The 19,327-nt window shown below is 68.4% G+C and carries 21 protein-coding genes and 1 tRNA gene; 12 read left to right on the plus strand and 10 right to left on the minus strand.

Going from position 1 to position 19,327, the window contains the following annotated elements; all coding sequences use genetic code 11:
- Window positions 1–42 precede the first annotated feature (42 nt).
- The 3 genes from BST10_RS15255 (at window position 43) to BST10_RS15265 (ending at window position 2,654) form a co-directional block, all read left to right on the plus strand.
- Complete coding sequence (locus BST10_RS15255; protein WP_083038730.1) at window positions 43–1,413, plus strand: S1C family serine protease; 1,371 nt, start codon at window positions 43–45, stop codon at window positions 1,411–1,413.
- A gap of 88 nt (window positions 1,414–1,501) precedes the next feature.
- Entirely contained in the window at window positions 1,502–1,996 is a 495-nt protein-coding gene (locus BST10_RS15260; protein ID WP_041317250.1) for a MogA/MoaB family molybdenum cofactor biosynthesis protein, read from the plus strand.
- A 229-nt stretch (window positions 1,997–2,225) separates the two neighbouring features.
- Complete coding sequence (locus BST10_RS15265; protein ID WP_083038806.1) at window positions 2,226–2,654, plus strand: large conductance mechanosensitive channel protein MscL; 429 nt, start codon at window positions 2,226–2,228, stop codon at window positions 2,652–2,654.
- 6 nt (window positions 2,655–2,660) lie between these two features.
- On the opposite strand, the gene BST10_RS15270 is transcribed toward BST10_RS15265, so the two are convergent.
- The 3 genes from BST10_RS15270 to BST10_RS15280 form a co-directional block, all read right to left on the minus strand.
- Window positions 2,661–3,305 (minus strand): SAF domain-containing protein, encoded by a 645-nt coding sequence (locus tag BST10_RS15270; RefSeq protein ID WP_083038732.1) that lies wholly within the window; start codon window positions 3,303–3,305, stop codon window positions 2,661–2,663.
- 67 nt (window positions 3,306–3,372) lie between these two features.
- Window positions 3,373–3,735: an FmdB family zinc ribbon protein gene (locus BST10_RS15275; RefSeq protein ID WP_013827881.1), complete on the minus strand. Its 363-nt coding sequence runs from the start codon at window positions 3,733–3,735 to the stop codon at window positions 3,373–3,375.
- Between the two features lie 103 nt (window positions 3,736–3,838).
- Window positions 3,839–4,435, minus strand: a complete 597-nt coding sequence (locus tag BST10_RS15280; RefSeq protein WP_083038734.1) for a 5-formyltetrahydrofolate cyclo-ligase — start codon at window positions 4,433–4,435, stop codon at window positions 3,839–3,841.
- Between the two features lie 75 nt (window positions 4,436–4,510).
- Between BST10_RS15280 and BST10_RS15285 the strand changes: the two genes are divergently transcribed.
- The 5 genes from BST10_RS15285 (at window position 4,511) to BST10_RS15305 (ending at window position 8,805) form a co-directional block, all read left to right on the plus strand.
- Window positions 4,511–5,422: a UTP--glucose-1-phosphate uridylyltransferase gene (locus tag BST10_RS15285; protein ID WP_041317256.1), complete on the plus strand. Its 912-nt coding sequence runs from the start codon at window positions 4,511–4,513 to the stop codon at window positions 5,420–5,422.
- A gap of 47 nt (window positions 5,423–5,469) precedes the next feature.
- A complete protein-coding gene (gene glp / locus BST10_RS15290; RefSeq protein WP_083038736.1) occupies window positions 5,470–6,741 on the plus strand; it encodes a molybdotransferase-like divisome protein Glp in 1,272 nt (423 codons plus the stop codon).
- A 10-nt stretch (window positions 6,742–6,751) separates the two neighbouring features.
- Window positions 6,752–7,414, plus strand: a complete 663-nt coding sequence (locus BST10_RS15295; RefSeq protein ID WP_013827885.1) for a GNAT family N-acetyltransferase — start codon at window positions 6,752–6,754, stop codon at window positions 7,412–7,414.
- A gap of 145 nt (window positions 7,415–7,559) precedes the next feature.
- A complete protein-coding gene (gene sepX / locus BST10_RS15300; protein ID WP_083038738.1) occupies window positions 7,560–8,681 on the plus strand; it encodes a divisome protein SepX/GlpR in 1,122 nt (373 codons plus the stop codon).
- A gap of 51 nt (window positions 8,682–8,732) precedes the next feature.
- Window positions 8,733–8,805: transfer RNA gene (locus BST10_RS15305), tRNA-Ala, on the plus strand.
- Window positions 8,806–8,820: 15 nt separating this feature from the next.
- On the opposite strand, the gene BST10_RS15310 is transcribed toward BST10_RS15305, so the two are convergent.
- Complete coding sequence (locus BST10_RS15310; protein WP_083038739.1) at window positions 8,821–9,396, minus strand: TetR/AcrR family transcriptional regulator; 576 nt, start codon at window positions 9,394–9,396, stop codon at window positions 8,821–8,823.
- A 194-nt stretch (window positions 9,397–9,590) separates the two neighbouring features.
- On the opposite strand from BST10_RS15310, the gene BST10_RS15315 reads away from it, so the two are divergent.
- Complete coding sequence (locus BST10_RS15315; RefSeq protein WP_083038740.1) at window positions 9,591–10,805, plus strand: cytochrome P450; 1,215 nt, start codon at window positions 9,591–9,593, stop codon at window positions 10,803–10,805.
- Window positions 10,806–10,827: 22 nt separating this feature from the next.
- Here BST10_RS15315 and BST10_RS15320 read toward each other — a convergent pair whose 3' ends face one another.
- On the minus strand, window positions 10,828–11,652 hold the full coding sequence (locus BST10_RS15320) for a hypothetical protein (protein WP_083038743.1): 825 nt from the start codon (window positions 11,650–11,652) through the stop codon (window positions 10,828–10,830).
- Entirely contained in the window at window positions 11,649–12,254 is a 606-nt protein-coding gene (locus BST10_RS15325) for a TetR/AcrR family transcriptional regulator (RefSeq protein ID WP_083038745.1), read from the minus strand. Before BST10_RS15325 ends, BST10_RS15320 begins: the two co-directional genes overlap by 4 nt.
- 78 nt (window positions 12,255–12,332) lie before the next feature.
- Between BST10_RS15325 and BST10_RS15330 the strand changes: the two genes are divergently transcribed.
- Window positions 12,333–13,379, plus strand: a complete 1,047-nt coding sequence (locus tag BST10_RS15330; protein WP_133054435.1) for an EcsC family protein — start codon at window positions 12,333–12,335, stop codon at window positions 13,377–13,379.
- On the opposite strand, the gene BST10_RS15335 is transcribed toward BST10_RS15330, so the two are convergent.
- Window positions 13,376–13,708: a DUF732 domain-containing protein gene (locus tag BST10_RS15335; RefSeq protein ID WP_083038750.1), complete on the minus strand. Its 333-nt coding sequence runs from the start codon at window positions 13,706–13,708 to the stop codon at window positions 13,376–13,378. The genes BST10_RS15330 and BST10_RS15335 overlap by 4 nt on opposite strands.
- Before the next feature lie 110 nt (window positions 13,709–13,818).
- Window positions 13,819–15,171 carry an NADP-specific glutamate dehydrogenase gene (gdhA, locus tag BST10_RS15340; RefSeq protein WP_013827895.1) on the minus strand — a complete coding sequence of 451 codons (1,353 nt, stop codon included), beginning with the start codon at window positions 15,169–15,171 and terminating at the stop codon, window positions 13,819–13,821.
- 157 nt (window positions 15,172–15,328) lie between these two features.
- On the opposite strand from gdhA, the gene BST10_RS15345 reads away from it, so the two are divergent.
- On the plus strand, window positions 15,329–16,342 hold the full coding sequence (locus BST10_RS15345; protein WP_083038753.1) for a GNAT family N-acetyltransferase: 1,014 nt from the start codon (window positions 15,329–15,331) through the stop codon (window positions 16,340–16,342).
- 43 nt (window positions 16,343–16,385) lie between these two features.
- Window positions 16,386–17,042 carry a DUF5642 family protein gene (locus tag BST10_RS15350; RefSeq protein ID WP_083038755.1) on the plus strand — a complete coding sequence of 219 codons (657 nt, stop codon included), beginning with the start codon at window positions 16,386–16,388 and terminating at the stop codon, window positions 17,040–17,042.
- Window positions 17,043–17,104: 62 nt separating this feature from the next.
- On the opposite strand, the gene BST10_RS15355 is transcribed toward BST10_RS15350, so the two are convergent.
- Together BST10_RS15355 and BST10_RS15360 are read right to left on the minus strand one after the other, a co-directional pair.
- Window positions 17,105–17,701, minus strand: a complete 597-nt coding sequence (locus tag BST10_RS15355; protein WP_193374415.1) for an alpha-ketoglutarate-dependent dioxygenase AlkB — start codon at window positions 17,699–17,701, stop codon at window positions 17,105–17,107.
- A 62-nt stretch (window positions 17,702–17,763) separates the two neighbouring features.
- On the minus strand, window positions 17,764–19,323 hold the full coding sequence (locus BST10_RS15360; protein ID WP_083038757.1) for a dolichyl-phosphate-mannose--protein mannosyltransferase: 1,560 nt from the start codon (window positions 19,321–19,323) through the stop codon (window positions 17,764–17,766).
- Window positions 19,324–19,327: the final 4 nt, after the last annotated feature.

Raw genomic sequence — 19,327 nt, forward strand, 5'->3', positions numbered from 1 at the left:
GGTGGTGAGGCAACTTCGCTTCTTTAGGAGTAGGCAACAGACATGACGAACTACCCCGGGTACCCGCCGTCGCACCAGCAGCCGGAACGGTCCCACCCGACCGGTGCGCCGGGTGCGGAGCAACATGGTCGGGCCGGATACCCCGCCGGGGGCGCGCAGGGCCCGTACTCCCAGTCGTACGACTGGCGCTATGCCCATCCGCAGGCCCAGCAGCAGGCTCAACAGCAGTACCGCTCCGCCTACGGCAACGCCTACGGTCGGCCGCCGGTCCCAGGTTCGGGCGTGCCCCCGAAGCGCCCCCGCGCCGGCGCGCTGGTGCTCGGCGCGGCGGCCATCGCTGTGGTGTCGGGCGTGACGGGAGGCGTGGTGGGGTCGGCGCTGCACTCCGATCACAAGCCGGTGGCCGGCGGCGGCCACACGACGAGCTTGCAGTCGCCGGGCCTGCCCGCGGCGGTGACCCTGCCGGACGGCTCAGTGGAGAAGGTCGCGGCCAAAGTGGTGCCCAGCGTCGTCATGCTGGAGACCGATCTGGGACGTCAGTCCGAGGAGGGCTCGGGCATCATCTTGTCGGCAGACGGGATGATCCTGACGAACAACCACGTGGTGGCCGCCGCGGCCAAGGCGGACGCGATGTCCAAGGCGCCGCCGAAGACCACCGTGACGTTCGCCGACGGCCGCACCGCGCCGTTCAGCGTGGTCGGGACGGATCCGGCCAGCGACATCGCGGTGGTGCGGGTGCAGGGCGTCTCCGACCTGACCCCGATCACGCTCGGTTCCTCGGCGGACCTGCGGGTGGGTCAGCACGTGGTGGCGGTCGGGTCGCCGCTCGGCCTGGAGGGCACCGTGACGACCGGGATCGTCAGCGCCCTCAACCGGCCCGTGTCCACCAGCGGTGAGGCGGGCAACCAGAACACCGTGCTCGACGCGATCCAGACTGATGCCGCCATCAACCCGGGCAACTCGGGCGGCGCGCTGGTCAACATGAACGGCGACCTGGTCGGCATCAACTCCGCCATCGCGACGATGGGCGGGGACGCCGCCGAAGCCCAGAGCGGGTCCATCGGCCTGGGCTTCGCGATCCCGGTGGACCAGGCCAAACGGATCGCCGACGAACTGATCAACTCGCCCGATCACACGGCGTCGCACGCCTCGCTGGGGGTCCGGGTCACCAGCGAGCGCAGCCTGCACGGCGCCAAGGTGGTCGAGGTGGTGCCCGGTGAGCCGGCGTCGAAAGCCGGTCTGCCGGAAGGCGTGACGGTGACGGCGTTCGACAAGCGCCCGATCGGCAGCGCCGACGCCCTGGTCGCCGCCGTGCGTTCCAAGGCCCCCGGTGACCAGGTGACGCTGACCTATCTGGATGCCGGCGGGGCATCCAAGACCGTGCAGGTCACCCTCGGTAAAGCCCAGCAGTGACGGACTGGAGAGTCCGGCGGTCCCAGCTTCGGCTTCCTTCGTCGAGCCTCGCTGAACCGCCGGGATTCGGCGATATACGGTTGCACCCATGGAACAGACGCCAGAACTGGCAGGGCGTGCGCTCGTTGTCGTGGTCGACGACCGGACCGCGCACGGCGATGAGGACCACAGCGGTCCGTTGGTCACCGAGCTGTTGGCCGAGGGCGGGTTCATGGTCGATGGTGTGGTCGCCGTCTCCGCCGACGAGGTGGAGATCCGCAACGCGCTGAACACGGCGGTGATCGGCGGGGTCGACCTGGTCGTATCGGTCGGTGGCACCGGGGTCACCCCGCGTGACGTCACACCCGAAGCCACTCGCGAGATCCTGGACCGCGAAATCCTCGGGATCGCCGAGGCGCTGCGTGCGTCCGCGTTGGCTGCCGGCATACCCGACGCCGGGTTGTCACGTGGCCTGGCCGGAGTCTCGGGAAGCACCCTGGTGGTGAACCTGGCAGGTTCTCGGGCCGCCGTTCGCGACGGGATGGCGACGCTGAACCCGCTGGCAGCCGTGATCATCGGCCAACTGTCCAGCCTCGAGATATAACGGCCATGCCTGGCCCCGACGAGCACCAGGAGTCCTCCGACGAGCGCGATCCGGATGACGCGCGGGAGGCCGAGGAGCGCGAGCGGTGGCTGCGTGACAACGTGCCGCCGCATCACGGTTGAGATTCGACTTCGTCCAATTTCCCTTACGGGCCCGGCGACCGATATTACGGTTCGCCGTAGGCGGTGTGGCGCCGCTTGACAGTGGACTCGTACAGAAGGGGATTGCGGTGCTCAAGGGATTCAAGAATTTCCTGATGCGTGACGACGTCATCACCGTGGCCATCGGTCTGGTGGTGGCGCTGGCGTTTTCCAACCTGGTCGAAGCCTTCACCGACAGCGTGATCAACCCGCTGGTCTCGGCCATGCAACCGGATGCCTCCGGCCTGGGCCTGGGCTATCAGCTCGGTGAGGAAGGCAACGCCGCGACCTTCATCGACCTCGGCGCGTTCATTTCCGCGATCATCTACTTCATCGTGTTCATGGCCACCATCTACTTCTTCATCGTGTTGCCCTACAAGCACATTCAGAAGCGGCGCGGTAAGACGGTGTTCGGTGACCCGGCGCCCACCAAGACCTGCCCGGAGTGCAAGTCGGAGATCGACCCCGAAGCGACCAAGTGCAAGTTCTGCGCCAGCCCGCAGCCTGCCGCGGCCTGAGGCGGTTCAGCGCAGGGTGAGGGTCACGGCCTGAGCCAGCGTGGCACCGGCCACCGCCACCGCGGCGGTGGCCGGTAACGCCACGAGTACCACCCGATCGTCATGATTCTGCTTGTCCGACACCAGCACTACGATCCCGCCGGTCGCGAGCACCTTGGGTGCGCCAGGGGGATCTGAGGCGTCATCGGCCGTCACGATGTCGACGACATCGCCGGTGCGCACCAGATCGGTCAACGCGGCGTCAGCCGGGTGTACACCGACGATACGGGCGTCTCGCCCGGCGGCCGCTTCGGTGAGGCGGCTGCCCAGTAGACGGACGTCGGTGAGTAGTTCGCCGCGACGCGCCGGCCCGGCCAGGGTGGTGTGCAGCACCGATGACACGTCGGTGGCGACGCCGTCGGGAACCGTTCGGGCCGAGCGGGATTCGAGCGAGACGTCCTCGGCGGTCAAGGGCGTGCCGGGAGCGATGTCGCGACTGGCCACCACGACGTCGACCCGGTCGCTCTGCGGGTCGGAGCGGATCGTTGCGACACCGGCCAACACCACCAGTGCGCCGGCAACCACCCGCCGCGCCAGCATGGTGCGGGCCCAATCCGGGCGCAGCAGCGAAGAGACCCGGCTGACCAAGGTCGGGTTGAGCGACTCGCCCATGACGGTCACGCTAAACGGCCGGACCGCCGGGGACGCTCGCCGCGGGGCCCGGCCTGTGGATAACTGGTTAAGCGGAGGCGGCGGCAGCGGTGGAAGCGGTGCTTGCCTTCGGCTTGTCGGCCGATTTGGTACCGCTGTCGCCGGAGGACTTGTCGGCGGACTTGGTGGCCCCCTCGCCCGAGCTGCCGGAGTCGCTCGAGGCGCCAGCGGCTCCAGCCTTGGCGGAGCTGCTGCCGTTGGACGACTTGCCCGCATCGCGGCTGTCGGTGCGGTAGAAGCCGCTGCCCTTGAACACCACGCCGACCTTGCCGAAGATCTTGCGGAGGCGACCGCTGCACTCCTCGCAGGTGGTCAGCGCGTCGTCGGTAAAGGCCTGGACCACGTCGAAGCGGTTGCTGCACTCGGTGCAGGCGTAGCTGTAGGTGGGCACGCGAACCTCCGTGGATCGAACAATCGGGTTAGCACTCTACCGTGCTAAGTGCTAGAACCGCTATTCGGCCTTGCGCATTCCGGGCTGCGACGGGCCGTCGGGATCACGCCAGAGCCACCACACCGAGCCCCGGGGTCAGCGCGTGGGTCATCGACACGTCGTGCGGCTCGGCCGGCAATTCGTCGAGTAGTTCGGTGTCGCGCACCACCGCTACCAGCGGTATCTGCGGCCGGCGCAGTAGCAGGGAGCGATCGTAGAAACCGGCGCCGCGGCCCAACCGCGCGCCCCGGCGGTCGATGGCCAGCGCCGGGACGACGATCAGATCCGCCTCGGCCAGCACTTCGGCCGGTAGCCAGGGCGGCGTCGGTTCGAGCAGGCCGAACGGCCCGGGGACGAGGTTTTCGGGCCGGTACTCGCCCCACATCAGCGCCAGCGGTGTGCCGTCGTCTTCGGTGCGCACCACCGGCAGCAGCACCCGGATGCCGCGCCGCGTCAAGCGGTCGAGCATGGCGGTGGAGCCGGGTTCGCTGCCCACCGGCATGTAGGCGCAGACCGTGTGGGCGCCGCCGGCGAGCTGCTCCAGGTGGCCGGCCAGCGCGCGGGCCTCGGCGTCGTGTACGTCGGGAGGTACCGCGCGTCGTGCCGCGAGCAGGCGCGCGCGCAGGGCGGACTTGGCGGTCACCGCCGCGTTGTCGGTCACGCCTTCAGCCTGTCAGTCCCGGCTCGCCCACCGCCAGCGGCGGAACTGGAGTTGATTGCGGTTATCGTGTGAACAATGCCCACGCCGAACGCTTCCATTCCGCGTACCGCCATTGTGCCGGCGGCCGGTTTGGGTACCCGTTTTCTGCCCGCCACCAAGACGGTGCCCAAGGAGTTGCTGCCCGTCGTCGACACCCCGGGGATCGAGTTGGTGGCCGCCGAGGCGGCCGAGGCAGGCGCCGAGCGACTGGTGATCATCACCTCGGAGGGCAAGGACGGGGTGGTCGCGCACTTCGTCGAAGACCTGGTGCTGGAAGGCACGCTGGAGGCGCGCGGCAAGAAGGCGATGCTGGCCAAGGTGCGCCGCGCCCCGCAACTGATCAAGGTGGAGTCGGTGGTGCAGGCCGAGCCGCTGGGGCTGGGGCACGCCATCAGCTGTGTCGAGCCCACGTTGTCCGCCGACGAGGATGCGGTCGCCGTCCTGCTCCCCGACGACCTGGTACTGCCCACCGGGGTGTTGGAGACGATGTCGAAGGTGCGGGGCCTCCGGGGCGGCACCGTGCTATGCGCGATCGAGGTCAGCCCCGACGAGGTCAGCGCCTACGGCGTTTTTGACGTCGAGCCCGTTCCCGACGGTGACAATCCCGACGTGTTGCGGGTCAAGGGCATGGTGGAGAAGCCCAAGGCAGCCGACGCGCCATCGATGTATGCCGCCGCGGGCCGCTACGTGCTGGACCGTGCGGTGTTCGACGCGTTGCGGCGCATCGACCGCGGCGCCGGCGGGGAGGTGCAACTCACCGACGCCATCGCGCTGATGATCGCCGAGGGCCACCCCGTCCATGTCGTGGTTCACCGCGGCTCGCGACACGACCTGGGAAATCCGGGCGGCTACCTCAAAGCTGCGGTTGACTTTGCCCTGGATCGTGATGACTACGGTCCGGACCTGCGCCGGTGGTTGGTGGCGCGGTTGGGCTTGGCGGAGAACTGAGGGGACCGTCAGCCCGAATCGGACCGAGGTTTTGAGAAAGGCGCACCGTGCGTTCGGTTGAGGAGCAACAGGCTCGGGTGTCGGCTGCCGCGGTGGCGCCCCGCCCGGTCCGGGTGGCGATCGCCGAGGCGCAGGGCCTGATGTGCGCTGAAGAGGTGGTCGCCGAGCGGCCCATGCCGGCCTTCGACCAGGCCGCGATCGACGGCTACGCGGTGCGCAGCGTCGACGTACTCGGCGCCGACGCGATCGGCGACAGCTCCGATGAGCGCGGCGATGTTTCTGATGCTCCCATCACGCTTCCGGTGCTGGGCACCATCGAGGCCGGGGCGCGCACCCCGACTCGGCTGCAGCCCAAGCTGGCGACCCGGATTCAGACCGGGGCGCCGATGCCCACCCTCGCCGATGCGGTGCTGCCGCTGCGGTGGACCGACGGTGGCAACTCCCGGGTGCGGGTGCTGCGAGCCGTGCGTCCCGGCGACTATGTGCGCCGCGTCGGCGACGACGTGCAGCCCGGCGATGTCGCCGTCCGCGCCGGCACGGTCGTCGGCGCAGCTCAGGTGGGTCTGCTGGCCGCCGTCGGCCGTGACCGGGTGTTGGTTCATCCGCGCCCGCGACTGTCGGTGCTGGCGGTGGGCGGCGAGCTGGTCGACGTGAACCGCACCCCCGGCAACGGGCAGGTCTACGACGTGGACTCTTATGCGCTGGCGGCGGCCGGCCGGGATGCCGGGGCGGAGGTCAACCGCGTCGGGATCGTGAGCAGCGAACCCACCAAGCTTCGCGAGGTGGTCGAGGGCCAGCTCAACCGGGCCGAGGTGGTGGTGATCGCCGGCGGGGTCGGCGGTGCCGCGGCCGACGCGGTGCGCGCGGCCTTGTCGGGCCTGGGCGAGCTCGAAGTCTCCCGGATCGCGATGCACCCCGGTTCGGTGCAGGGTTTCGGCCAGCTGGGACCGGAAGGGGTCCCGACGTTTCTGTTGCCGACCAACCCGGTCAGCGCGCTGGTGGTATTCGAGGTGATGATCCGTCCGCTCATCAGGCTGTCGCTGGGCAAACGCGAGCCGATGCGCCGGATGGTGCGGGCGCGGACACTGGGCCCGATCAGTTCGATGCCCGGCCGCAAGGGCTATCTGCGGGGTCAGCTGATGCGCGATGAGCAAACCGACGAGTACCTCGTGCAGGTGCTCGGGGGCGGCGGGGGCACCTCGTCGCATCTGCTGGCGACCCTGGCCGAAGCGAACTGTCTGGTAGTGGTTCCCGAGGAGGTCGAGCAGATCGACAGCGGGGAGATGGTGGACGTCGCCTTCCTGGCTCAGCGGGGTTGAGTCAGGGCGCATGCTGGTCAACCTGTGGCCTTTCAAGGCCGTCCAGCACCCCGGCTGGCCGACGGTGCTCGGACCGCTGCGAGTGCCGGCCGGGGTGATCCGGCTGCGGCCGGTGCGGATGCGCGACGGAGTGGCCTGGAGCCGGATCCGATTGGCCGACCGATCCCACCTGGAACCGTGGGAGCCCAGTGTCGAGGCGGACTGGGGCACCCGGCACAGTTCGGCCGCGTGGCCGCCGGTGTGTTCGACCCTGCGCACCGAAGCCCGCTACGGGCGGATGCTGCCGTTCGTCATCGAACTCGACGGACGGTTCTGCGGCCAGTTGACGGTCGGCAACATCGCCCACGGCGCGTTGCGGTCGGCCTGGATCGGCTACTGGGTGTCCAGTTCGGCGGCCGGCGGGGGAGTGGCCACCGGGGCGGTGGCGCTCGGCCTCGACCACTGCTTCGGGCCGGTCCGGCTGCACCGGGTGGAGGCGACCGTCCGGCCCGAGAATGCGGCCAGCCGTGCGGTATTGGCCAAGGTCGGGTTTCGTGAAGAGGGCCTGTTGCAGCGTTATCTGGATGTCGACGGCGCGTGGCGGGACCACCTACTGGTGGCGATAACGGTCGAGGAAGTCGCCGGGTCCGTGACCGCGGGACTGGTGCGGGCCGGCCGGGCGTCGTGGGTCTGAGTGATTTCGTCCGCCGTGTTGCCCGTGTGATAGTTGTGACTATCGAGGTCAGCGAGTAAATTACAACTGTGTAATTGGCTCGGCGCGCCGTCCGGAGTCGTGTGGGTCACAGACCTAGCCTTGGCTGGGAAAGGAGCAGGCCACCATGCCCAGCATCCCGCAATCATTGCTCTGGCTTTCACTGGTCGTCCTCTGGCTGTTCGTGCTGGTGCCGATGCTGGTCAGCAAGCGAGACGCCGTGCGGCGCACCAGTGATGTGGCGTTGGCGACCCGGGTACTGACCAGCGGGAGTAGTGCACGGTTGCTCAAGCGCGGCGGCCCGGCCGCCGGTCACCGCAGCGACCCAGACTGGCAGCAACGCGCCACGGACACCGAACTCGACGACGTCGATGCCGTCGATGACGTCGCCGACGACGTGCCGCCCCGCCGGCGATCGCGGGTATTCGTCGCCGCGGCCGGTGAGCAGGGTGAACTGGACCTGGACGTGTTGGACGTCGAGGTCGTCGCCGACGATTCCGCTGAATTGCCGCTGTCGGAAGCCGGCTTGGCCGCCGAAGTCGAAGCGCAGGAGCGGGCCCAGGCCGAGGCCGAGGCGCGGGCTCAGGCAGCGGCGGAGGCAGCGGCTCGCGCTCAGGCGGAGGCCGAGGCGCAGGCGGAGGCGGAAGCCCAAGCCGAGGCGGAGGCGCAGGCCCAAGCCGAGGCGGAGGCCGAACCGGAAGCCTTTGCCGAAGATGAGGCCGAGGCCGAGGCCGACGGCTATGAGTACGAATACGTCGAGGACAGCTCGGGTTTGGAAGCCGAAGCCGATTCGTCGGCGCCGGCAGCGGCGCGGCCGCGCCGCTACGACAGCAACACGGCCGCGGCCGTCAGCGCCCGCAAATACGAGTTCCGCAAGCGGGTGCTGATGTCGCTGGCGGTGATCCTGGTGTTGTCGGCGCTCACGGCCTTCACGGTGGCGCCGACCGCATGGTGGCTCTGTGGCGGTGCAGCCGGTGCGACGGTGCTCTACCTGGCCTACCTGCGTCGGCAGACCCGCATCGAGCAACAGGTGCGGGCGCGGCGCGCGCGGCGGGCGGACCGGCCGCGTGCCCGGCGCGAGAGCGTCGGCGCCGAGGCGTTCGAAGTGGTGCCCTCGCGGCTGCGCCGACCCGGCGTCGCGGTGCTGGAGATCGACGACGAGGACCCGGTGTTCGAGCACCTCGAGTACGCGGCCACGGCGCGCGAGTATGACTGGCGTGGCGATCTACCGCGGGCATCGGGCCAATAGCGTCTCGGTTTCAGGGCGCCGGCCGCGGGCTGGTAGCCTGCTAGCGGTCAAGGGGCTATGGCGCAGTTGGTAGCGCGACTCGTTCGCATCGAGTAGGTCAGGGGTTCGATTCCCCTTAGCTCCACAGAGTTCGTGCAGGTCAGGATGTTCCCTGGCGAGCGGCAGCGTCCGGTGTGTAGGGCGGGCCGAGGAATCGGCGCACCGCGGCCTCCTCGTTGTCGGCATCCTGGATGGGCCAATACCAGAGCGCCAGGAACACCCGGATCAGCCACTGCGCGGCCAGCGGATCCGGGTTGTCGTCGCCGACCATTTCGGCGGCGAAGCGGGCGACGACGGGGGAGTCGGTCAGCCAGTCCGTGCCGGGAGAGCCGGTCATGGCGCGCATGATCTGCGAGAGCGGTTCGGCGCGCAGACGCTGTAAGGCGACGAGGGTGGCGGTGACAATGCGCTCCGACCCCGTCAGCCCGGTGATGGCGTCGCGCACCGAGTCGAGAATACGTTCGGCTTGTCTGGCCAGCACCGTGTCGCGGATCGCCGCCTTGCCTCCGGCATGGCGGTAGATGGTCGCCGGCGAGCAGTGCACGACGGCGGCCAGGGCGTCGATGGTGAAGGCGTCGTAGCCCTGACGCGATATGAGCTCGGCGGCCGCGGCGTAAATCCGTTCGGCGCCCTCGCTGCGGCGATCCCGGCCGATCAGCCAGTCGTGGGCTGCCACCGATCAATCATCTCGCCTGGGAGAATCCATGACATCTTTTTATCACCGTGAGAAGGATTTCAGTGATTCTCTCACCGCCGGCGCTGGTCGGCACGGTCGGCTGAGAACGCCCGCACGCCTCCGTTTCGGACCCGCCTCGCAACTTCGATAGACACCGTTGACGCAGGTCACCAGCCCGATACAGCCTGGTGGGCATGAGTGCCGTGGTGGACGCGACGGACTTCTTCGGCCACGCCGCGATCCAAGACCCCAACCCGTTGTACGACACGATGCGCCGCCGCGGCGGCGTGAATCGGATCGGCGATTCTGCCTTCTACGCGGTGTGCGGCTGGGACGCCGTCACCGAGGCCGTGGACCGCGTCGAGGACTTCTCGTCGAACCTGACGGCGACGATGGTCTACCACGACGACGGGACGGTGACGCCGTTCGACATGGGAGCGCTCGGTGGACCGATGCATGCGTTGGCCACCGCTGACGATCCGCTGCACGCGGCACACCGGAAGTTGCTGCTGCCCCACCTTTCGGCTAAGCGGGTGCGCGTCATCGAGGAGTTCGCCGAAGCCACCGCCAAGCGACTGTGGGCCGAGGCGGGCGACGGTGGCCAAGTCGAATGGATGAGCACCATGGCCAACCGGCTGCCGATGACGGTGGTCGCCCGCCTGCTCGGTCTCCCGGAGGGCGATGTCGACACGTTGATCCGGCTGGGGTACGCCACCACCACCCTGCTCGACGGAATCGTCAGTGCGTCCCAGCTCGAGGCGGCCGGCGTGGCCGCCATGGAGCTTTCCGGTTATGTTCTCGAGCACTTCGAGAAGGCGGCCGAAAACCCTCAGCCGGGACTGATCGGTGACCTTGCCACCCGCACCAAAACCGGTGAACTGGAGCAGCTTCCAGCACTGGCCATCATGCTCACCTTGTTCAGCGCCGCCGGCGAGTCGACCGCTTCGCTATTGGGCAGCGCCGCGTGGATCCTGGCCGACCGCCCGCACGTACAAGAGCAACTGCGCGCCCGCCCCGAGTTGCTGGATGCGTTCCTCGAGGAGACCCTGCGCTGCGAGTCGCCGTTTCGCGGTCACTATCGGCACGTGGTCGCAGATACCACGCTGGCCGGCGTCGAGTTGCCCGCCGACTCGCGGCTGCTGCTGATGTGGGGCGCAGCCAACCGCGATCCCCGGCATTTCGAGGCCCCCAACGACTTTCGGCTCGACCGCAGCGCCGGCAGAGGGCACTTGGCCTTCGGCAAGGGCGCGCACTTCTGCGTCGGGGCGGCGCTGGCCCGACTGGAGGCCCGGATCGTGTTTCGGATGCTGCTCGAGCAGACCAGCTGGATCGAGGCGGCCGACGTCGGCCAATGGCTGCCCAGCATCCTGGTCCGCCGCCTGGAGCGATTACAGCTCGACATCCGCTGAGATCGGCGACCCATCGGGGCAGTCAGGGGTGCGTGACGAGATACGTCTCGTTGTCCAGCCCCTCGGTGAGCTCTGCAACGTCAAAGGGCCGATCGAGGCGCGCGCGTAACGCCGTCGGGTTGATCAACAGGCTGATCTCAGCGGTCTGCCGGGCGAACAGTCGCCCGATCACCGGGTAGAGCCGGCGCATGATCGCTCGCTCGGCCGCGGTGCAGCGCGATGCGCAGTAGCCGACGTGTCCGATCTCGTCGGTGAGAATCTCGCTGTAGAGCAGTGTGATTCGTGCCGCGACTTCGGGCTCGTCGGCGAACAGCTCGATGCCGACGCGGCGCAGTTCGTCGAACAGGATGCAGCCCGCCATCTCGGCGGCTCCGACGAACATGAAGCCGAGCCGCTCGGGTAGGAACACCCCGGCCTTGACGAACTGTCGCATCACAAACGGCGGCGGCACGACTTGGAACGTCAGGTCGAATACGTCGAGGGCATAGGCCAGCAGCCGGGTGTGGTAGTGCTCCTCGAGTTCGAGGTAGACGTTCTCGGGCGGCAGGCTCTCGTCACTGTTCCGTCCGTAGGTCTCGCCCAGTCCGACGCCGAACCGTTCGGCCTGATTGAGCTTGGCGGTCGCCAACAGGAACAGCATCTTGCGGTCCAGGCCGGGCTCGGGCCGGCGGCGCCGCAGGTTGCGTAGGAACGTCGCGCGGTCGGCGGGCTGCGCAGAGCGGATCGGGTTTGCTTCCAGGTCATGGAAGAACCGTTCTCGATTGGCCAGCCGCCTGTTGAGCAGGTCTGCTTCGCCATCACGTCTGGCCAGGAACTCCCGGTAGCCCTCGATGCCGGTGCTGTTCATCGGTTCTCCATTCCCTTGACAATCGTTGTCACATAACGCTTGAGCAATTCGCCATCGTGCGCTCCGGTGGCCAACAGGGCGAACAGGCCGGTCAGGAAGAACGTTCCAAGCTCGCCCGCGTCGCGCTCCGAGGAAACCTGTCGCCGGTGCTGCGCCCGGCTGATCACGTCCTGCAAGAACTCCAGGAGGGGATGCTGCGCGAACTCGTCTTCGGCGGGACGGGTCGAGGTGAAATGCAGCCCGAGCATGTCCTGGAAGACCACGGCGCCCAACCGGCGTTTGGCGCTGAGCACGTACTGCACGAGTTGGGTGAGCACGGCGGTCAACTCGCCGTCGGCCGCCCCGAGCTCATCGACGATTCGGGTCTCCTCGTTGTGCTCCAGCTCGACGAGGACGTGTTCCTTGGTGGGGAAGTGGAAGTAGAACGTGCCGCGCGCCACCCCCGCCGCGCCGGCGATCGCGCTGACGTCGGTGCCGGCGAGTCCGTATCGGCCGATCTCGGCAACCGCGGCCTCGAACAGCCGCGCCCGGGTCTCGAGCCGCCGAGTCTCCCGGATGCCCACGGCTCGCGATGGCGGCGCGGTCAGTTCGCTCGACGACATATTCGCACCCTAGGCAATGTTGCTGACGACTGTCAATGACGGTCGTCAGCGAACATTGCCGCGAGTAAGCTGTGCTCCGTGGCCGATACCGCCCCGCCCGGCATGTCCGACTACGAGCGCAGGGCCTGGGAAGCGCTGCTCGAGGCCGCCACCGGCACCGAGCGACCCGGCCCGCTGGAAAGCTTGAGCCGCGGCATCACCGGACGCGCCAAAGCGCTGGCCGCCGAAGCCCGCTCCACGGTCGAACAGATCCCGGGAGCGACGGTCGCCATCGGCAAGGTCGACGATCTGACCACCAAGGCCATGGAGACCCTGCATGCCGTCGTGGTCGAGCGGGGACTCAATTCGGTCAAGCCGGCCGACGTTTTTGCGATGTTCGCCGACGAGGGCGTCACGGTGGCGTCCTACGAGGAGGTCAGAGAACTCGACCTGAAACACTGCGACCGCTCGGTGCCGCGGCGCAAGGAACGCTACATCGCCCTTGCGATGGCCGGCGGTGCGGCGTCATCGCTGGCGGTGACGGGGGCGGCCGTGTCGAGTCCTGTCACCGGCGGCACCACATTGACCGTCGCGGCGTCGGCCGTCGTTGCTGACGTCACCGCCGTGATGGCCGGGATGGGGCGCATCGTGGCGTTGGTTGCGGCGCACTACGGTTACGACGTCCGCGTGCCCGACGAGCAGGCGTTCGCCTCCGGGGTGATCGCCTATTCCGCCGCGGGTGACCCTGCGGAGAAAGCCGCGGCGTTGGCTGCGCTGTCGCGGCTGACACAGCAGATGATGGGCGGGGCGTCGCGGCAGCGACTCCAGCCGCAGCAAGCCGACAACGTGATCCGGCAGGTTTCCATGGCGCTGGGGTTCCGGCTGGCCAAACGCAAACTGGCGCAGGCGGTTCCGCTGCTGGGCGCGGTGGTCAACGGCGGACTCAACGCGCGTATCGCGCAGCAGACCTTCGAACGGGCCCAGCAGGCCTACCGGCTGCGGTTTCTCACCGAAAAGCACGACCTGGACGCCGGCCGGTGGGCACCGGTGGCGTCGGACGACGCGATCGACATCCCGCTGATCGACGAGGTGCTCGACGCGGAACTCGCGTCCAGATCCGGTGACGCCGCGGGCGACACCGATTAGGTCAGGGTTTCAGGGCACAGTTCGTGCTGGGCGATGTTGATCACCGGGCGCAGGTTAACCGTCAGGTCATCGACCATCGACGGTCCGCCGAACGACGGCCGGCGCACGTAAGCGTCCACGACCTGGTCGACCGTGGCGCCGCTGCGCAACTGGTTGCAGAACCGGTGCCCCGCCGACAGTCTGGCGTTCGGTGGGCCGGACCGGAAGACGCCGTTGGCGTCCAGGGCGGCGATGTAGCTGGCGTCGTCGGCGTGGGCTGTCGGCGGGCTGCCGAGCAGCGCCATGGACGCGACACCGACGAGCGCGGCCGTGCGCAGAATCCAAGTCATACCGGCGATGCTACGTCCAAACAGTCCGCAAACGAGCCCACTTCTGCGTCCCCGGCGCAAAGGTGCGAGTGCACTCCGCCCTGAAAGCCATGGACGCAGCGCCAACGGGGTTAGATCAGGCCCAGCGCGGTCATCGCGTCGGCAACCTGGATGAAGCCGGCGATGTTGGCCCCAACCACATAGTTTCCGGGGGCGCCGTACTCGTCGGCGGTGACCAGACAGCGGTGGTGGATGCTCTGCATGATGGCCGCCAGGCGCTGCTCGGTGTATTCGAAGCTCCACGAATCACGCGAGGCGTTCTGCTGCATCTCCAGGGCGCTGGTGGCCACCCCGCCGGCGTTGGCCGCCTTGCCCGGGGCCAGCGTCACACCGGCTTCGGTGAACAGCTTGACGGCATCCGGGGTGCAGGGCATGTTGGCGCCCTCGGCGATGATCTTGCAGCCGTTCTTGGCCAGCGTGGCGGCGTGGTTGCCGTCCAGTTCGTTCTGGGTGGCCGACGGGAACGCGATCTGGCAGGGCACATCCCAGATGGAGCCGCCACTGTTGACGAACTGCGTCGCCCCGCCGCGGGCGGTGGCGTAGGCCTCGATGCGATCGCGCTTGACCTCCTTGACCTCCTTGAGCAGCTCCAGGTCGATGCCCTTCTCGTCGACGATGTAGCCGCTGGAGTCCGAGCAGGCCACCACGACGCCGCCCAGTTGGTGGATCTTCTCGATCGCGTAGATGGCCACGTTGCCCGAGCCCGACACCACGGCCCGCTTGCCCTCGAACGAGTCCTTGGCGGTCTTGAGGATCTCGTCGGCGAAGAACACCGCGCCATAACCGGTCGCCTCGGTGCGGACCTGCGACCCGCCCCAGGTCAAGCCCTTGCCGGTCAGCACGCCCGACTCGTAGCGGTTGGTGATCCGCTTGTACTGACCGAACAGGTAGCCGATCTCCCGGCCGCCGACGCCGATGTCACCGGCGGGGACGTCGGTGTACTCGCCCAGGTGGCGGAAGAGCTCGGTCATGAACGACTGACAGAACCGCATGATCTCGTTGTCCGAACGGCCCTTGGGGTCGAAGTCCGACCCGCCCTTGCCGCCACCGATCGGCAGGCCGGTCAGCGAGTTCTTGAAGATCTGCTCGAAGCCGAGGAACTTGACGATCCCGAGGTAGACCGACGGGTGGAACCGCAGCCCGCCCTTGTAGGGGCCCAGAGCCGAGTTGAACTCCACCCGGAAACCGCGGTTGATCTGCACGTTGCCGTTGTCGTCGAGCCACGGCACCCGGAAGATGATCTGACGTTCGGGCTCGCACATCCGCCGGATGACCGCGCTGTCGACGTAGTCCGGGTGCTTGGCCACCACCGGGCCGAGGCTGCTGAGCACCTCGAAAACGGCCTGGTGGAACTCGGCCTCGCCGGGGTTACGGCGCAGCACCTCGTCATAGATCTCGTGCAGCCTCGGATTCAGTTCGCTCATGTCCTTGTGATCTCTTCCTCAACGTGTCGCTGTCAGCGGGCACAGGCTAGCCGCCTTAATCGCTAACGCCGAATCGAGTTGGTTACGTCGCTGTTAAATCATTACCGCTCCGGGGGCACCGGTTAGCCTTGATTGGCGAACAAAGGCGGAGCAATCCATGGTGATGTCGCGGCGAGACCGAGTGACCGAAGCGTTGTCCACCACGGAGCTCGCAGCGATGGAAATCTTCGCCGGTTGCAGCCACGCCGAGCTGTCGCCGCTGGCCACCGGCTTGCAGCCGCTGCAGGCCACGACCGGAACCGAACTCATGCGGCAAGGCGAGCCGGCGGTGTCCTTCCTGCTCATCTCGTCGGGGTCAGCCCAGGTCAAGCATGTCGGAGACGACGGCGCGGTGGTGGTCAGCGAGGTGTCGGCCGGGATGGTGGTCGGGGAGATCGCGCTGTTGCGCAAGGGCCGCCGGACCGCGACCGTCACCACCTCGACGCCGCTGACCGGCTGGGCCGGCGACGAGCAGGCCTTCGACGAGATGCTGCAGATCCCGGAGGTCATGGGCAGGCTGGTGCGCACCGCACGTCAGCGGCTCGCCGCCTACATCGAGGCCGTGCCCATCCGGGCCCGCGACGGCACCGAGCTGTTGCTGCGGCCGGTGCTGCCCGGCGACAGCGCGCGAACCGTCCAGGACCACGTCAAGTTCTCCGGCGAGACGCTCTACCGGCGGTTCATGTCGACGCGCACCCCGAGCCCGGCACTCATGCACTACCTGTTCGAAGTGGACTACGTCGACCACTTCGTCTGGGTGGTCACCGAGCCGGACGGCTCGTTCGTCGCCGACGGCCGATTCGTCCGGGACACCGCGAATCCGACCGTCGCCGAGATCGCCTTCATCGTCGGTGACAGCTATCAGGGCCGCGGGATCGGCACCTACCTGGTGGGGGCGGTGGCCGTCATCGCACGGCTGGAGGGCATCGAGAAGTTCACCGCGCGGGTGCTTTCGGAGAACGCGCCGATGCGCGCCATCCTGGATCACCTGGGCGCCTATTGGGAGCGCGACGATCCGGGCATCGTCACCACGGTGATCGACGTGCCCGGCGACGACCAACTGCCATTCGGTCGAGACGTGGCCGAACAGATCAAAGAGGTTGGCCGCCAAGCCATCCAGGCCGTAGGGTGACCGCCGCCACCCGGGACGGTCGGCGTTGGGTAGATTGGCTGCGATGTTGAACCTTCGCGCGGTGCTGGCAGCGGGCTGTGTCGGCTTGCTCGCCGCCTGCAGCTCTGATCCCGGCGAGGTGACCGCCGACATCGGCAAAGTGGCCGACCTCAAGTCCGCCTTCGGTCCGGAGTTCCAGGTCAAGGCCATCGCGCCGACCGGTCTGGACCCGAAGTTGCTGGCGGCCAACACTTTGCCTCCGGGCTTGAAGTTCGAGCCCGCCGACTGCTCGAGGTTCGCAGTCAGCCAGCAACTGCCGCAGGGTGTGCAGGGCAACATGGCCGCTGTGGCTGCCGAGGGCAACGGCAACCGCTTCATCACCATCGCCCTGGAGACCTCCGAGCCGGTCCCGTTCAACGAACCGGGTAAGTCCTGCCGCCGGATCGGCTTCGCCGGCGAACGGATGCGCGGCCTGGTCGAAACCGTCGAGGCGCCGCGCATCGACGGCGTGCAGACCATCGGGGTGCACCGGGTGGTCGAGGCGGTCGCCGGCGGCAAGTCGCGCGTCGGCGAGCTGTACAACTACTCGGCGTATTTCGGGCCGTATCAGGTGCTCGTCACCGCCAACCCGCTGGTGGCGCCGGACAAGCCGGTGATCCCCGTCGACACCGCCCGAGCCCGCGAGCTGCTGGTGGCCGCGGTCGCCGCGGTGCGCGGCTAGGCGATCGCAAGCGCGGCGCAGCCGGGCGCAGCGGATCGCCGCTATGAGTCTGAGCTTTCGCGCTACCGCACGCCGCGCGGCCGGAACTGGATGCTGATCCGCGGGCCGACGGGTGCCGCCGTCTTCGGTATCGAGTGCTCCCAGGTGCGCTGGCAGGAGCCGCCCATCACCAGCAGGTCGCCGTGGTGTTGCGACAGCCGCAGCGCCGTGCCGCCGCCCCGGGGACGCAGCGCGAACGTGCGGGTGGCGCCGACGCTGACGATCGCGACCATGGTGTCTTGGGTGGCGCCGCGACCGAGGGTGTCGCCGTGCCAGGCCACGCTGTCGTTGCCGTCGCGGTACAGGCACAATCCCACCGTGGCGAACGGTTCGCCGAGTTCCCCGGCGTAGATGTCGTTGAGTCGCCGGCGCAGCCGGCTGACCGCCGGGTGCGGCGCATCGCCGGCGGCCAGGTCGTGGAAGCTGACCAGCCTGGGTACGTCGAGCAGCCGGTCATACATCCGGCGGCGCTCGGCTCGCCAGGGGACTGCGGATCGCAGTTCGGCGACCAGGTCGGTGCCTTCCGTCACCCAGTTGGGACGGACGTCGAGCCAGGCGCCGTCGCCCAGCTGCCGGCGTTCGCTCAGGTCGAACAGCGACTCCTGTACGGGTACCGCCACGGCCGCCAGCTTATCGCACACCAGTTCGATTCGTCGAGATTGAAGGGCTGAGCGGACACGCTTTAAGACCAGCTGGGCAGCCAGATCTGCATGTTCCACGTGGCCGGCGAGATCGGCACCCCCGTCAGGATCGGGTACAGCCAGGCGAAGTTCGTCAGCACCAGCGCGACATAACAGCACACCGCGATCAGCCCGAGCGTGCGCCGCTCCTCGCCGCGTGAACGCCCGCCGGTGACGATATCGCTGCAGATCAACGCGAGCAGCACCGCCAGGAACGGCGCCATCGGCACCGCGTAGAAGAAGTACATCTGCCGATCGATGTCGGCGAACCACGGCAGCCAGCCGGCGCAGTAGCCGACCAGTGCCGCGGCGTAGCGCCAGTCATGGCGTACCAGGGTTCGCCACAACGCGTAGCCCAGCACCGGCACCGCGAGCCACCACATTGCCGGCGTGCCCACCAGCATCACGGCTTTGACGCAGGACTGGGCGCCGCAGCCGGGAACGTCGTGCTGGTCGATCGCATAGAGCACCGGGCGCAGCGACATCGGCCAGGCCCACGGCTTCGATTCCCAGGGATGGTGGTTGCCGGCGGCGTTGGTCAGGCCGGAGTGGAAGTGATAGGCCTGATAGGTGTAATGCCACAGCGAGCGCAGTGCGTCGGGCACCGGGAACCGGCTCTCCAGCCCGATCGACTGGCCCTCCTCGTGGCGGTCCACGCCGGTCTCCGAGGCGAACCACGCCGCATACGACGCCAGATACACCCCGAACGGGATCAGCACCATCGCGTAGCCGGTGGGGCCTACATCGCGGCGCAGCGTTCCCAGCCACGGCCGGCGAACCCGGTACTGCCGGCGGGCGGCCACGTCGAACGCGCACGACATCGCCCCGAAGAACACCACGAAATACAGCCCGGACCACTTGGTGGCGCAGGCCAAACCCAGCAGCACCCCTGCGCCGAAGCGCCACCAGCGCACCCCCAGGCGGGGGCCCCACGGCGTTGCGCCGCAACGGCCTTCGGTCAGCGCGGTATGCATGCGCATGCGCACCTGATCGCGGTCGACGATCAGCGCCCCGAACGCCGCCACCACGAAGAAGGTCAAGAAGCCGTCCAGCAGCGCGGTGCGCGCCGCCACGAAGCTGACGCCGTCTCCGACCAACAGCAGCCCGGCGATCCCGCCAGCCAGCGTCGAGCGGGTCATCCGGCGCACGATCCGCACCAGCAGGGCTATCGCGAGTACCCCCAGTAGCGCACTGGTAAAGCGCCAGCCCAACCCGTTGTAGCCGAACAGCGCCTCGCCGATCGCGATCAGCTGCTTGCCGACCGGCGGGTGGACCACCAAGCCGTAGCCGGGGTTGTCCTCGACGCTGTGGTTGTGCAGCATCTGCCAGGCCTGCGGCGCGTAGTGCTTCTCGTCGAAGATCGGGGTGCCGGCATCGGTCGGGGTGTACAGGTTCGAGAACCGGGTCACCGCGGCCAGCGTGGTGACCGCGGCGGTCACCGCCCAGCCGCGGGCACGGTCGGTCGGCCCGAAGTCGGCCACCGGCATCAGCAGGCCCGGGCTGATCATCGGAGCGGTGCGCTCCGGCACGGCCGCGGAGCTGGTAGCGGTCGGAGCGCTCATCCCC

This window comes from Mycolicibacter algericus DSM 45454 (assembly GCF_002086455.1).
Classification (GTDB): domain Bacteria; phylum Actinomycetota; class Actinomycetes; order Mycobacteriales; family Mycobacteriaceae; genus Mycobacterium; species Mycobacterium algericum.

What these genes read in the sequence shown, in the direction of transcription:
- BST10_RS15255 (WP_083038730.1), top strand. Translation starts at nt 43, where the DNA reads ATGACGAACTACCCCGGGTACCCGCCGTCGCACCAGCAGCCGGAACGG.
- sepX (WP_083038738.1), top strand. Translation starts at nt 7,560, where the DNA reads ATGCCCAGCATCCCGCAATCATTGCTCTGGCTTTCACTGGTCGTCCTC.
- gdhA (WP_013827895.1), bottom strand. Translation starts at nt 15,171, where the DNA reads ATGAGCGAACTGAATCCGAGGCTGCACGAGATCTATGACGAGGTGCTG.
- BST10_RS15335 (WP_083038750.1), bottom strand. Translation starts at nt 13,708, where the DNA reads ATGACTTGGATTCTGCGCACGGCCGCGCTCGTCGGTGTCGCGTCCATG.
- BST10_RS15295 (WP_013827885.1), top strand. Translation starts at nt 6,752, where the DNA reads ATGCTGGTCAACCTGTGGCCTTTCAAGGCCGTCCAGCACCCCGGCTGG.
- BST10_RS15360 (WP_083038757.1), bottom strand. Translation starts at nt 19,323, where the DNA reads ATGAGCGCTCCGACCGCTACCAGCTCCGCGGCCGTGCCGGAGCGCACC.
- BST10_RS15350 (WP_083038755.1), top strand. Translation starts at nt 16,386, where the DNA reads ATGTTGAACCTTCGCGCGGTGCTGGCAGCGGGCTGTGTCGGCTTGCTC.
- BST10_RS15315 (WP_083038740.1), top strand. Translation starts at nt 9,591, where the DNA reads ATGAGTGCCGTGGTGGACGCGACGGACTTCTTCGGCCACGCCGCGATC.
- BST10_RS15270 (WP_083038732.1), bottom strand. Translation starts at nt 3,305, where the DNA reads ATGGGCGAGTCGCTCAACCCGACCTTGGTCAGCCGGGTCTCTTCGCTG.
- BST10_RS15320 (WP_083038743.1), bottom strand. Translation starts at nt 11,652, where the DNA reads ATGAACAGCACCGGCATCGAGGGCTACCGGGAGTTCCTGGCCAGACGT.
- BST10_RS15325 (WP_083038745.1), bottom strand. Translation starts at nt 12,254, where the DNA reads ATGTCGTCGAGCGAACTGACCGCGCCGCCATCGCGAGCCGTGGGCATC.
- BST10_RS15345 (WP_083038753.1), top strand. Translation starts at nt 15,329, where the DNA reads ATGGTGATGTCGCGGCGAGACCGAGTGACCGAAGCGTTGTCCACCACG.
- BST10_RS15260 (WP_041317250.1), top strand. Translation starts at nt 1,502, where the DNA reads ATGGAACAGACGCCAGAACTGGCAGGGCGTGCGCTCGTTGTCGTGGTC.
- BST10_RS15285 (WP_041317256.1), top strand. Translation starts at nt 4,511, where the DNA reads ATGCCCACGCCGAACGCTTCCATTCCGCGTACCGCCATTGTGCCGGCG.